Below are 11552 nucleotides of genomic sequence, written 5' to 3'. Positions count from 1 at the left end.
CCGGTGAGCACGCCGATCAGCGGCACGAGCACCATCCCGGGTGCGGGGTCGAGCCCGAACGCCATCGCGACCAGGAGCGGGGCACAGCCGTAGGCGCCGGCCCGGATCGCGATCCACAACGCCTCGGCGATCACGACCTCGTGGACGTCGATGGGCGCGGCGAGCAGCGCGTCGTAGGTGTGCTGGTAGCTGCGCCGGATGAAGGTCTGGAACATCCCGGCGAACGCCGAGGAGAAGAGCACCGCCGTCGCGACCACGCCGGTGCCGAGGAAGTCGACGTAGCGGTAGCCGGCGATGGTCCCGATGAGCGAGCCGAAGCCGGCCCCGAAGGCGAGCAGGTAGATCGTCGGCTCGACGACCGAGGAGAAGGTCGTGGAGCGCCAGTAGCGCTTGTAGAGCGTCGTCTCGTGCTTGAGCACCCCGGCCAGCGCCGAGCGCTCCAGCAGGCGCAGCCGCGTCGGCGGGGCGCTCACGCCACGACCTCCCCGGTGAGGGCCACGAAGACGTCCTCGAGGTTGGCGGCCCGCGGCACGCCGTCGCCGAGCTTGTCGGCCAGCTCGGCCGGCATCGACTCCGCGCGCAGCACCGAGACGGACGGGCCGGTACGCCGGGTCGGCAGGCCGGCCGCGTGCACCAGCTGCTCGATCTCCGCCAGCCGGGGCGGCGGGCCGTAGTACTCCACCGCGCGCTCGCCCGCGTGGGCCGAGAGCAGGTCGGCCGGCGGCCCCGCGGCGATCACCCTGCCGTACGACATGACCGCCACCTCGTCCGCCAGCCGCTCGGCCTCCTCGATGTAGTGGGTCGACATCAGCACCGTGACCCCCTCGGCGCGCAGGCCGTCGATCAGCGACCACAGCTCCTGGCGCACCTGCGGGTCGAGCCCCACCGTCGGCTCGTCGAGGAGGACGAGGCGGGGGCGATGCACCAGCCCGCGGGCGATGAGCAGCCGGCGGCGCATGCCGCCGGACAGCTTGTCGGCCTTGGTCGCGCGCCGGTCGGTCAGCTGCGCCAGTGCGAGCGCACGGTCGACGGCGGCGGCCCGCTCCCGGGCGGGGACGCGGTAGAGGTAGGCGAAGACCTCGAGGTTCTGCTCCGCCGTCAGCTCCTCGTCGAGGTTGTCCTTCTGCGGGACGACGCCCATGAGTGCCCGCGCCCGCTTGGACTCGCGCGGCACCGGCAGCCCGAGCACCTCGATCGACCCGGCGGTCGGGTGCGTCTGCCCGGTGAGCATCCGCATCGTCGTCGACTTGCCGGCGCCGTTGGGCCCGAGCAGGCCGAAGCAGACGCCCTCCGCGACCTCGAGGTCGAGGCCCGCGACCGCGTGCACGTCGCCGTAGTGCTTCTCGACCCGGGACAGTCGGATGGCGGGAGGGCTCACGTCGTCCGACGGTACGGCGTGGCACCGACGGTCCTCGACGCAATATCGCGAGCGCTGCGAGGCGCGCGGACCGCCGGGGCGTCAGCAGGGGTGCGCGCCCGGCCCCCACGTCGACCGGGTGCGCCCGTCCCGCTCCACGACCGCGCCCTCGTAGCCCGGCAGCGCGCTCAGCCAGGCGAACGCCCCGGCGCCCTTGACGACCCCTGCGGTGGCGAAGGCGTCGGCCCAGACGGCGGACGGGCCGACCACGGTCACCGCGCGGACGCCGTCGGCGGGCTCGCCGCTGGCCGGGTGGACGACGCGGGCGCCCAGCCGCGCGCTGCCCGAGGTGGCCACCGCGCCGGAGGACAGCTCGAGGACGCGCAACAGCCGGGTCGGGTCGGCCGGGTCCTGCACACCGACCCGCCAGCTGGAGCCGGGGACGCAGGAGACGAGCAGGTCGCTGCCCGCGCTGACGACCCAGTCGTGCTCCGAGAGCAGCCGGAGCTCGGCCGCCGCGCGCTCGACCGCCCAGCCCTTGAGCAGCCCGGACGGGTCGAGGCGCCGGCGGCCGCGGCCGTCGGGCAGCTCGGCGTCGAAGGCCCCGCCCGTGCGCGTGCGCGCCTGCTCGCAGAGCGACATCAGCTCGCGCAGGCCGGGCGAGGCGTCCTCCATCGCCAGCAGGCCGGCGTTGAGCAAGCACAGCTCGCTGTCCGGGCGGAACGGGTTGAAGCGACGGTCGACGTCGCGCACCGTCGCCAGCGCCGAGGTGACGAGCTCGTCGACGGCCGGGTCGAGCGCCTCCGGCCCACGCACGTGGATGCTGAACGGCATCCCGAGCAGGTGGCGTACCCACGCTCTGCGCGCGGCAGGGTGCCCGTCGCGCGTCCCGGTGCCGGCGGCTGCGTCCGTGATCGTCACGAGCCGAGCGTCGTCCCGCAGCCTGCGGGCCGGCTGGGCGCTGCCTGTGAGCCGGCTGTGAGCCCTTCGGCCCGTGGGGGGAGCGGGGCGGAGGTCAGCCGCGCAGGAAGGCGTCGACCTCGGCGCGCGTCGGCTGGTCAGCGCCGGCCCGTCGGCAGGTCAGCGAGCCGACGACCGCGGCCTCGTGGAGCAGGCCGTGCAGCTGGTCCTGAGTGAGGCCGCGCAGCGCCTGCAGCCGGGAGACCGCGAGCAGCCCGCCCCGGCGCAGCGCGTCGAGCAGGCCGGACATGAAGGCGTCGCCCGCGCCGACGGTGTCGACGACGTCGGTCGGGATGCCGGGCAGGTCGAGCCGGGCTCCCCGCGTCGCGCCGTACGCCCCGTCCCCGCCGCGCGTCACGACGACGAGGTCCGTCCCCGTGCCGCGCAGCCACTTGGCGACGACGTCCCGGTAGTCCGAACCGGGATACAGGAACTCGACGTCTTCTTCGGACACCTTGACGACGTGTGCCAGCGCCACCGTCTCCTCGACGCGGCGGACCGCGGCCGCGTGGTCCGGCACCAGCGCGGGGCGAGGGTTGGGGTCGTAGGACACCAGCACGTCGCGGCGGATGTCCGGCAGCGCCGTGAGCACCGTGCTCGCGCCCGGCTCGATGGTGAGCGCGAGCGAGCCGGTGTGCAGGCAGGACGTGCCGGCCGGCAGCGGGAGCTCGGGCAGGTCCCACACGAGGTCGAACTCGTACGTCGCGACACCCTCGGCGTCGAGCGTGGCCTGCGCGGTGCTCGTGCGGGCCAGCCCCTCCGCGTCGCCGAGCAGGTGGACGCCGTTGCCGCGCAGGTGCTCCACGAGCACGCGGCCGCGGTCGTCCTTGCCGACCCGGGTCACGAGCCCCACCTGCGCGCCCAGCCGGGCGAGCCCGACGGCGACGTTGAAGGGGCTGCCACCCGGGTGCTCGGTCGGCTCCTGGCCCTCCCGGCGGACGATGTCGATGAGGGCTTCCCCGACGACGGTGATCACAGCTGCTCCTCGCGAGGCCGCAGCGCGCCCGGCTGCGGCGGAGTGGTCCCGGTCAGCGGGCGTGCTCGAAGTCGATGGCCGAGTAGGCGCGCAGCTTCGACAGCTGGTGCTCGCTGCGGACCTCGCGGACGGTGCCGGACTTCGAGCGCATGACGATCGAGTGGGTGCGCGCCACGCCGCCGCTGTAGCGCACGCCGCGCAGCAGCTCGCCGTCGGTGATGCCGGTCGCGACGAAGAAGACGTTGTCGCCCTTGACCAGGTCGTCGATCCCGAGGACCGCCTCGAGGTCGAGCCCGGCGTCCAGCGCCTTCGTCCGCTCGGCGTCCGTCTGCGGCCAGAGCCGGCCCTGCATGTTGCCGCCGATGCACTTGAGCGCGCAGGCCGCGATGATGCCCTCCGGCGTGCCGCCGATGCCGAGCAGCAGGTCGACCCCGGTGCCCTCGCGCGCGGCCATGACGGCGCCCGCGACGTCGCCGTCGGAGATGAACTTGATGCGGGCGCCGGTGGCGCGGACCTCCTTGACGAGGGCCTCGTGGCGCGGCCGGTCGAGGATGACCACGGTCACGTCCTCCGGCGTTCCGCCCTTCGCCTTTGCCACCCACTTGATGTTGGCCCGGATCGGCGCCGTGATGTCGATGACGTCGGCGGCCTCGGGGCCGGTGGCGATCTTCTCCATGTAGAACACGGCGGACGGGTCGTACATCGCGCCGCGCTCGGCGACGGCCAGCACCGAGACCGCGTTGTCCATGCCCTTCGCGGTCAACGTCGTGCCGTCGACCGGGTCGACCGCGACGTCGCACTCGGGGCCGCTGCCGGACCCGACGAGCTCGCCGTTGTAGAGCATGGGCGCCTGGTCCTTCTCGCCCTCGCCGATGACGACGACGCCCTGCATGCCGACCGTCGTGATGAGCTGGCGCATGGCGTTGACCGCCGCGCCGTCGGCGCCGTTCTTGTCGCCGCGGCCCACCCAGCGGCCGGCGGCCATGGCGGCCGCTTCCGTGACGCGCACGAGCTCGAGCGCGAGGTTGCGGTCCGGTGCCTCCGCCCCCACCCGCAGGATCGGCGGGACCGCGGTGGGCTCGGGCGTGGCAGCCATCGGACTCCTCGTTCGTGCCGGGTGGTGGGCGCATCGTAGCGAGGCCGCTCGCGGGCACCGCCGCGTTGACGCCGGAGCGGTCAGCGGACGGGCGCCGGGTACGCCCGCGCCTCGCTGGCCTTGAGGCTGAGCCAGACCGGCGTCCCCGGCCGCAGGCCGAGCTCGGCGACGGCCGGCGCGGTCAGGTCGACGAGGGCCGGGGGAGCGCCCGCGACGTCCACCCGGACGCGGTTGCCGAGCAGGTCCAGCGCCCGGACGGTGCCCGGCCAGACGTTGCGCGGGCTGCCCGCCGCCGGCCGCTCCAGGTGGACCGAGACCGCGGCCGGGTCGACGGCGACGAGCACGCGCGAGCCGCCGGGCAGGGCGGCGGGGTCGGAGTCGCCGTCCCCTGCCCGCGCCGCGGCCACCAGCGTGCCGCCGCCCTCGAGACGTACGCGGTCGCCGTCGAGGGTGCCGGGGTAGAGGTTGAGCCCGACGAGGCGGGCCACGTAGTCGGTCGCGGGCCGGCGCGCGACGTCGGCGGGCGCCCCCTCCTGCACCGCCTCGCCCCGCTCGAGCACGAGCAGCCGGTCGGCCAGGGTCAGCGCCTCGAGGGGGTCGTGCGTGACGAGCAGGGCCGGCCCCGGAAAGCAGGCGAGGGCGGTCCGCAGGGCGGTCCGGGAGTCGGCGCGGGACCGGGCGTCCAGCGCGGCCAGCGGCTCGTCGAGCAGCAGCAGGCGGGGGGAGGCGGCCAGCGCCCGGGCCAGGGCGACGCGCTGGGCCTGCCCGCCGGACAGCTGCGCCGGCCGGTGCCCGGCGACGGGGCCGAGGCCGAGGCGCTCGAGCTCGCGGTCGGCGACGGCGCGGGCTGCCCTGCGGCGCAGGCCGGCGGCAGTGGGGCCGAACGCCACGTTGTCGCGGGCCGACAGGTGGGGGAAGAGCCGGTAGTCCTGGAACACGACCCCGGCGCCACGCAGCTGCGGCGCCACGAAGACCCGCTCCGCCGGGGAGTCGAGCGTCTGCGGGCCGAGCCGCAGGTGACCGGCGTCGAGCGCCAGCAGCCCCGCGAGGACGCGCAGCAGCGTGGTCTTGCCGGCGCCGTTGGGCCCCAGCACCGCCAGCGTCTCCCCGGGGGCGACCTGGAGTCCCACGCGCAGCCGGAAGCCGCCACGGGAGACGTCGATGTCGGCGTCGATGTCGGCGTCGAGGCCGCCCGGCGCGGCCTGCTCGACCGCTGCGTGGCGGTGCCCGGCCGTCCGGTCGCTCACGACGCCGCCGGCACGCGCAGCCAGCGGTCGCGCAGCAGCACCAGGACGGCGACCGCGACCGCGAGCAGCACCAGGCTGAGGGCGACCGCGGCGTCCGGGTCGGTCTCGAGCGCGAGGTAGACCGCGAGCGGCATCGTCTGCGTCCGCCCGGGGGAGTTGCCGGCGAACATGATCGTGGCGCCGAACTCGCCGAGGGCGCGCGCCCAGCAGAGCACGGCGCCGGCGACGAGGGCGGGGGCGATCGCCGGCAGCGTCACCCGCCGGAACGTCGCGGTGCGCGAGGCGCCGAGGGTCGCCGCGGCCTCCTCCAGCCCCGGCCCCAGCGAGCGGATCGCGCCCTCGACGGCGACGACGAGGAACGGCATCGCGACGAACGTCTCGGCGACCACCACGCCGGTGGTCGTGAACGGCAGGCTGACCCCGAGGTGCTCCTCGAGCGGGCGCCCGACGACGCCCCGCCGCCCGAGCGCGAGCAGCAGCGCCAGGCCGCCGACGACGGGGGGCAGGACGAGCGGCAGGGTGACCAGGGCGCGCAGCACGCGTACGCCGGGGAGCGCCGAGCGGGCCAGCGCCCAGGCGAGCGGGACGCCGAGCACCAGTGACACGGCGGTCGCCGCGGTCGCGCAGACCAGCGACAGCCGCAGCGCGTCCAGCGCCCCCGAGTCCGAGAGCAGCCGGGGCAGCCCCGTCCACGGGGCGCGCAGCAGCACGGCGGCGAGCGGCAGGAGCAGGAAGGCCGCGGCCACGAGCGCGGGGACCGACAGCGGCCACGGGGCCCGCTGCCGGGCCTCCCGCCGGGGGGCGGTGCGGCTTCCCCGGTCCATCGCGCGTCAGGGGCGCGCGAAGCCGGCGGCGGCGAGGACGGCCTGGCCCCGCTCGGAGAGCACGAAGTCGACGAAGCGTGCCGCTGCCTCCGGGTTGCCCGCCGCGCGCAGCGGGGCGACCGGGTAGGTCGTCGTGACGTTGAGCTCCTTCGGGATCTCCACGGCCTGCACCGCGTCGCCGGCCGCCTGCACGTCCGTCACGTAGACCACGGCTGCGTCGACCTCGCCGAGCTTGGCCTTCGTCAGCGTCGCCGACACGTCGGCCTCCTCCGTCGCCGGCCGGACCACCAGTCCGGCCGAGTCCAGCGCCTCCTTGGCCGCCGCCCCGCAGGGCACCTGGGGCTGGCAGAGCGCGACCTTGACCTTCGGGCTGGTCAGGTCGCCGATGCCGCGCACCTTGCCGGGGTTGCCGGGCGGCACGGCGATGGCGAGCGAGTTCGCGGCGAAGGGCGTGCTGTCGGGGGCCTCGCCCGCGTCGACCACCTGCTGCATCGTGGACTCGCTCGCCGCGGCGAAGACGTCCGCGGGCGCTCCCTGCACGATCTGCTGAGCCAGGGCCGAGCTCGCGCCGAAGCTGAACGTCACCTGCACGTCCGGGTTGTCGGCCTCGAACTCCTCGCCGAGCTGGGTGAAGGTGCCCTGCAGGGACGCGGCCGCCAGGACGGTGATGGTCGGGCTGGCCCCCTCACCGTCGTCCGAGCCGCAGGCGGAAAGGAGAGTGAGGGCGAGGGCTGCTACAGGAATCAGAATTCGCCGCATCATGCTTCAGGTATCTCCACGACTACGTTGGTGGCCTTCACACTCGCGACCGCGAGGACGCCGGGCTCGAGCCGCAGCTCGTCGGCCGCCTCTCGGCTGAGCAGCGAGACGACCCGGTGCGGCCCGGCCTGGATCTCGACCTGGGCCATCACCGTGTCGCGCACGACGTTGGTGACGATGCCGCGGAAGCGGTTGCGGGCGGACTCGCGGGCCACCGGGCGGCGGTCGTCGGGAACCGCCGCCAGCTCGCCGGCGAGCCGGGCCAGCTCGACGCCCTCGACCGTGCGCCGGCCCGCCGCGTCGGTCGAGGTGGCCAGCCGGCCGGAGTCGGCCCAGCGGCGGACGGTGTCGTCGCTGACGCCGAGCAGCTCGGCGGCCTCGCGCATGCGGAAGGTCGGCACGGCTGGACGCTACACCGCTCCTGCGGCTCCCGGTGGCGTCCGGTGCCGCAGCTGCGGACCGTCTTCTTCTTTCCTCCCGCTTCTGCGGCCGACCTCGCGCCGCGACCGAGACCCGGGCTCCGAGCCGCTCGCGTAGGGTCCGCGCATGGCTCACGAGGACCTGCTGCAGCTGCGCGCCGACCATCCCGTGCTCTCCCGCGGCACCTACCTCGCCAGCCACACCCTCGGGGCCATGCACCGGCGTACGCCCGAGCGGCTCGCGGAGTTCTCGACGCTCTGGGCCGAGCGCGGCGTCGCCTCGTGGGGCGTCTGGGGGCCGGAGGTACGCCGCGTCGCCGACCTGGTCGGCTCGATCGTCGGCGCCCCGCCCGGCACGACCGTGCTCCGGCAGAGCGTCGCGGACCTGCTCGGCGCCGTCGCGTCGGCCGTCGACTGGTCCGGGCCACGCAACCGGGTCGTCTACTCCGACCTCGAATGGCCGTCGTCGCACTACCTGTGGACCGAGCAGCAGCGCCACGGCGCCGAGGTCGTCGTCGTGCCGAGCGAGCCCGACCCCGCGCTGCCCGACGAGCCCGCGATCGAGGCGTCGGTCGAGCGGCTCGTCGCGGCCATCGACGAGCGCACCGCCGTCGTCCCGATCAGCCACGTGCTCTTCCGCACCTCGGCCCTCGTCGACGTCCGCCCGGTCGTCGAGCGCGCCCACGCGGTCGGGGCGCTCGTGGTGCTCGACGCGTACCAGTCGGCCGGGTGCGTCCCCGTCGACGTCGTCGCGCTCGGCGTCGACGCCTGCGTGGGCGGCTCGGTCAAGTGGCTCTGCGGCGGCCCCGGTGCGGCCTGGATGTACGTCGCGCCCCACGCCGCGGACCGGCTGCGCCCGGCGGCGGTGGGCTGGTGGGGCCACGCGCGCCCGTTCGACTTCGAGTTCGGCCCGATGGACTACGCGGAGGGGGCGATGCGCTTCGCCGGCGGCACGCCCGGCGTCCCGTCGGCGTACGCCGCCAGCGCGGGCTACGAGGCCGTCCTCGCCGCCGGCGTCGAGCGCATCCGCGAGCGGTCGGTCTCGCTGACCCAGCCGCTGCTCGAGGATGCCCTCTCCCGAGGCTTCACGGTCCGCTCGCCGCGCGACCCCGCCCGCCGCGGTGGCGCGGTGGCGATCGACCCCGGCGACGCCCTGCGCGTGCGCGACGAGCTGCTCGTGCGCGGCTTCACGGTCGACGCGCGCCCGGGCGTCGGGCTGCGGATCGGGCCGCACTTCTACAACTCCGCCGAGGAGTGCGTCGCCGTCCTCGACGCCGTCGAGGAGATCCTGCGGGAGACCAGCTCGCCCGCGTCGGCGACGATGGCCTGGTGAGCAGCACGGTGGAGGCGGCGCGCCCGGGCATCGACGCCGCCGCCCCGCCCCGGCCCGCAGCGCGCGGGCGCCGGCTCGTCCTCCCCGTGCTGGGCGTGCTCGCCACGGTCGCCGCCCTCGTCGTCGCGATCCCGCGCCCGAGCGGCGACGTCGTCCGCGAGATCGGCTACGCCTCGGAGCTGGCCTCCGTGCGCGCCTCCGCGCCGTTCGCCGTCGCCGCGCCACAGGGCCTGCCGGCCGGCTGGCGGGCGACGGGCGTACGCATCGACCGGCGCAACGGCACCACGCACTGGCACCTCGCGTTCGCGACGCCCAGCGGGGCGTACGCCTCGGTCGAGCAGAGCAACCGGCTGCCGGTCGTGTTCGTGGGCGAGATGACCGAGCGCGGCCCTTTGCGCGGCTCGAAGCTGGTGGGCACCGAGCTGTGGAACCGCAGCTACGCGCAGCTGCGCGACCACCGCGCGTTCTGGCGCACCCGCGCCGGCGTCAGCACCGTGGTCGGGGGCACCGCGTCGTGGGACGAGCTCGAGGTGCTGGTCGAGTCGTTGACGTATGCCGGGGGACAGGTCGGCGGGCCGCGCGGCGCCGTCATCTCCGCCGGCTGACGGCCTCACACCTGCGCGGGCCGCTCCGCGGTCGCCGCGTCCAGCCGGCGTCGGGCGCCGTCGAGCCACTCCTGGCAGACCGCGGCCAGCCGCTCGCCGCGCTCCCACAGCGCGAGCGCCTCCTCGAGCGTCGTCCCGCCCGCCTCCAGCCGGCGCACGACGTCGAGCAGCTCGTCGCGGGCCTGCTCGTAGCCCGGGGCGTCGTCCGCCGCGTCCTCCAGCTCTGCCATGGCCTCCAGCCTAGGCTGGCCCGGTGACGGGGATGACGGTCCGGCCCGCGCGCCCTGACGACGCCGAGGAGCTGACCCGGCTGCGCGAGGTCATGCTGCGGGCGATCGGCGAGGACCCGGACGCGGACGGTGGCTCGTGGCGCGCGGAGTGCGTCCGCCGGGTCGCCGTCGGCCTGGAGGACTCGATCGTCGCCGTCGTGGCCGAGCGGCCGACGGGCGGCCTCGCGGCCTGCGCCGCGGCGACGGTCTACGCGATGCTGCCCGGGCCGCGGAACCCGACCGGGCTCACGGCGTACCTCTACAGCGTGGTCACGGACGAGGACGCCCGGCGGCTGGGGCTCGCCCGCCGGTGCGTCGTCGGCGTGATGGAGGAGCTCGCGGCGCGGGGCGTCAACCGCGTCGAGCTGCACGCCAGCGACGAGGGCGCTCCGCTCTACAGGGATCTCGGGTTCACGAATCCGGAGTGGCAGGCCATGACGTGGCGGGCGGGCAGCGACCCGCTCGGCTGACGACCCGGGCGTACGCATCTCTCAGCTCGCCCCGCGTCAGGCTGCCGTTCACGTCCAGGCAATCTGTGCACTGCATCCTGCGGTCGCCGCGGGCCTGCAGCGCCCGTCCGGCTCCACCACCACGGCACGACCCGTGCCACGACCTCGAGGACGTCCGCCTTCATGACTTCGAGCCTCCGCCGCCTCCCGCTGGGCCTGGCCGCGCTGGTGTCCGCCGTGCTGCTGGCCCCGGCGGCACCCGCCAGCGCCGCCGTCGAGGACCACGTCGACCTCACCGTGCTCGCCAGCACCGACGTGCACTCCAACGTCTTCAACTGGGACTACTTCGCCAACTCGGCGCCGGCGACCAACCAGACCGGCTTCGCGAAGCTGTCCACCCTCGTCAAGCAGGTGCGCAGCCAGCGCGGCGCGGCGTCCACGCTGCTCGTCGACAACGGCGACACCATCCAGGGCACTCCGCTCGGCACGTACTACGCGAAGAACCAGCCGCCGACGAGCACCTTCACGCACCCGGTCGCCGCCGTCATGAACGCCATGGGCTACGACGCCATGGTCACCGGCAACCACGAGTTCAACTACGGCATCCCGCTGCTGCGCACGTTCGAGAGCCAGCTGCGCTTCCCGATCGTGACGGCCAACGTGCTGACGCACGGGACGCAGGAGCCGGCCTTCGCGCCGTACACGATCAAGACCATGACCGTCCCGGGCCACGACCCGGTGAAGGTCGGCATCCTCGGCATCACGACCCCGGGCAGCGCGGTCTGGGACCGCGGCAACGTCGAGGGCCGCTTCGACTTCACCGGCGGCGTCGAGCAGGCCGCGAAGTACGTCCCGCAGGTGCGTGCCGCCGGTGCCGACGTCGTCGTGGTGCTCGCGCACACCGGCGTCTCGGGGTCCACGTCGTACGGCGACGCGATCCCTTTCCCGGAGAACTTCGCCGCCGACATGGCCCGCCAGGTGCCGGGCATCGACGTGATCGTCGCGGGCCACTCGCACTCGAACGTCACCCAGCAGCTGGTCGCGAACACCGCCACCGGCAAGGACGTCCTGCTGACCCAGCCCGGCTCGTGGGGCCGCCGGCTCAGCCAGGTCAGCCTGGGCCTGGACAAGGTCGACGGCGCCTGGTCGCTGGTGACGAAGAGCTCGACGCTGCTCAACACGACGGGTGTCGCCGAGGACCCGGAGATCGTCGCGCTCGCTGGCGCGGCGCACCAGAAGGTCGTCGACTACGTCAACT

General features: G+C 75.2%; 14 protein-coding genes. 4 read left to right on the top strand and 10 right to left on the bottom strand.

Annotation, left to right across the window (positions count from 1 at the left end; genetic code table 11):
* From G9H71_RS18670 to G9H71_RS18630, 9 genes are all read right to left on the bottom strand, one after another.
* On the bottom strand, positions 1-473 hold a 473-nt coding region (locus G9H71_RS18670), incomplete at its 3' end, for an ABC transporter permease (protein ID WP_166284301.1).
* On the bottom strand, positions 470-1378 hold the full coding sequence (locus tag G9H71_RS18665) for an ABC transporter ATP-binding protein (protein ID WP_166284300.1): 909 nt from the start codon (positions 1376-1378) through the stop codon (positions 470-472). The genes G9H71_RS18665 and G9H71_RS18670, both read right to left, overlap by 4 nt.
* 81 nt (positions 1379-1459) lie before the next feature.
* Entirely contained in the window at positions 1460-2278 is an 819-nt protein-coding gene (locus G9H71_RS18660; protein WP_166284299.1) for an FAD:protein FMN transferase, read from the bottom strand.
* A gap of 94 nt (positions 2279-2372) precedes the next feature.
* Positions 2373-3293: a carbohydrate kinase family protein gene (locus tag G9H71_RS18655; RefSeq protein ID WP_166284298.1), complete on the bottom strand. Its 921-nt coding sequence runs from the start codon at positions 3291-3293 to the stop codon at positions 2373-2375.
* Positions 3294-3345: 52 nt separating this feature from the next.
* Positions 3346-4389 carry a class II fructose-bisphosphatase gene (gene glpX / locus G9H71_RS18650; RefSeq protein ID WP_166284297.1) on the bottom strand — a complete coding sequence of 348 codons (1044 nt, stop codon included), beginning with the start codon at positions 4387-4389 and terminating at the stop codon, positions 3346-3348.
* An 80-nt stretch (positions 4390-4469) separates the two neighbouring features.
* Positions 4470-5636, bottom strand: a complete 1167-nt coding sequence (locus G9H71_RS18645; protein ID WP_331273108.1) for an ABC transporter ATP-binding protein — start codon at positions 5634-5636, stop codon at positions 4470-4472.
* Entirely contained in the window at positions 5633-6460 is an 828-nt protein-coding gene (locus G9H71_RS18640; protein ID WP_166284296.1) for an ABC transporter permease, read from the bottom strand. Before G9H71_RS18640 ends, G9H71_RS18645 begins: the two co-directional genes overlap by 4 nt.
* A 6-nt stretch (positions 6461-6466) precedes the next feature.
* A complete protein-coding gene (modA, locus tag G9H71_RS18635) occupies positions 6467-7222 on the bottom strand; it encodes a molybdate ABC transporter substrate-binding protein (RefSeq protein WP_407939777.1) in 756 nt (251 codons plus the stop codon).
* Positions 7219-7620, bottom strand: coding sequence for a TOBE domain-containing protein (locus G9H71_RS18630; RefSeq protein ID WP_166284294.1), 402 nt, complete (start codon positions 7618-7620; stop codon positions 7219-7221). The genes modA and G9H71_RS18630 overlap by 4 nt, the downstream gene beginning before the upstream one ends.
* A 145-nt stretch (positions 7621-7765) precedes the next feature.
* Here G9H71_RS18630 and G9H71_RS18625 point away from each other — a divergent pair, with 145 nt between their 5' ends.
* Together G9H71_RS18625 and G9H71_RS18620 are read left to right on the top strand one after the other, a co-directional pair.
* Positions 7766-8971: an aminotransferase class V-fold PLP-dependent enzyme gene (locus tag G9H71_RS18625; RefSeq protein WP_166284293.1), complete on the top strand. Its 1206-nt coding sequence runs from the start codon at positions 7766-7768 to the stop codon at positions 8969-8971.
* Positions 8968-9576, top strand: coding sequence for a DUF4245 domain-containing protein (locus G9H71_RS18620; RefSeq protein ID WP_166284292.1), 609 nt, complete (start codon positions 8968-8970; stop codon positions 9574-9576). The genes G9H71_RS18625 and G9H71_RS18620 overlap by 4 nt, the downstream gene beginning before the upstream one ends.
* Before the next feature lie 5 nt (positions 9577-9581).
* Here the strand turns inward: G9H71_RS18620 and G9H71_RS18615 are convergent, their stop codons facing one another.
* Positions 9582-9806 (bottom strand): exodeoxyribonuclease VII small subunit, encoded by a 225-nt coding sequence (locus G9H71_RS18615; RefSeq protein WP_166284291.1) that lies wholly within the window; start codon positions 9804-9806, stop codon positions 9582-9584.
* 32 nt (positions 9807-9838) lie between these two features.
* On the opposite strand from G9H71_RS18615, the gene G9H71_RS18610 reads away from it, so the two are divergent.
* Positions 9839-10315 (top strand): GNAT family N-acetyltransferase, encoded by a 477-nt coding sequence (locus tag G9H71_RS18610; protein WP_231135082.1) that lies wholly within the window; start codon positions 9839-9841, stop codon positions 10313-10315.
* Positions 10316-10477: 162 nt separating this feature from the next.
* The coding region (locus tag G9H71_RS18605) for a metallophosphoesterase (protein ID WP_196792255.1) at positions 10478-11552 on the top strand (1075 nt) is incomplete at its 3' end.

This window comes from Motilibacter deserti, from assembly GCF_011250635.1.
GTDB classification, from domain to species: domain Bacteria; phylum Actinomycetota; class Actinomycetes; order Motilibacterales; family Motilibacteraceae; genus Motilibacter_A; species Motilibacter_A deserti.
The sequence above is the reverse complement of the archived record's forward strand: the minus strand, read 5'-3'. Positions and strand labels throughout refer to the sequence as shown.

Excerpts from the sequence above, each read along its gene's own strand:
- glpX (WP_166284297.1), bottom strand. The coding sequence starts at position 4,389 with ATGGCTGCCACGCCCGAGCCCACCGCGGTCCCGCCGATCCTGCGGGTG.
- G9H71_RS18610 (WP_231135082.1), top strand. The coding sequence starts at position 9,839 with ATGACGGTCCGGCCCGCGCGCCCTGACGACGCCGAGGAGCTGACCCGG.
- modA (WP_407939777.1), bottom strand. The coding sequence starts at position 7,222 with ATGATGCGGCGAATTCTGATTCCTGTAGCAGCCCTCGCCCTCACTCTC.
- G9H71_RS18615 (WP_166284291.1), bottom strand. The coding sequence starts at position 9,806 with ATGGCAGAGCTGGAGGACGCGGCGGACGACGCCCCGGGCTACGAGCAG.
- G9H71_RS18625 (WP_166284293.1), top strand. The coding sequence starts at position 7,766 with ATGGCTCACGAGGACCTGCTGCAGCTGCGCGCCGACCATCCCGTGCTC.
- G9H71_RS18640 (WP_166284296.1), bottom strand. The coding sequence starts at position 6,460 with ATGGACCGGGGAAGCCGCACCGCCCCCCGGCGGGAGGCCCGGCAGCGG.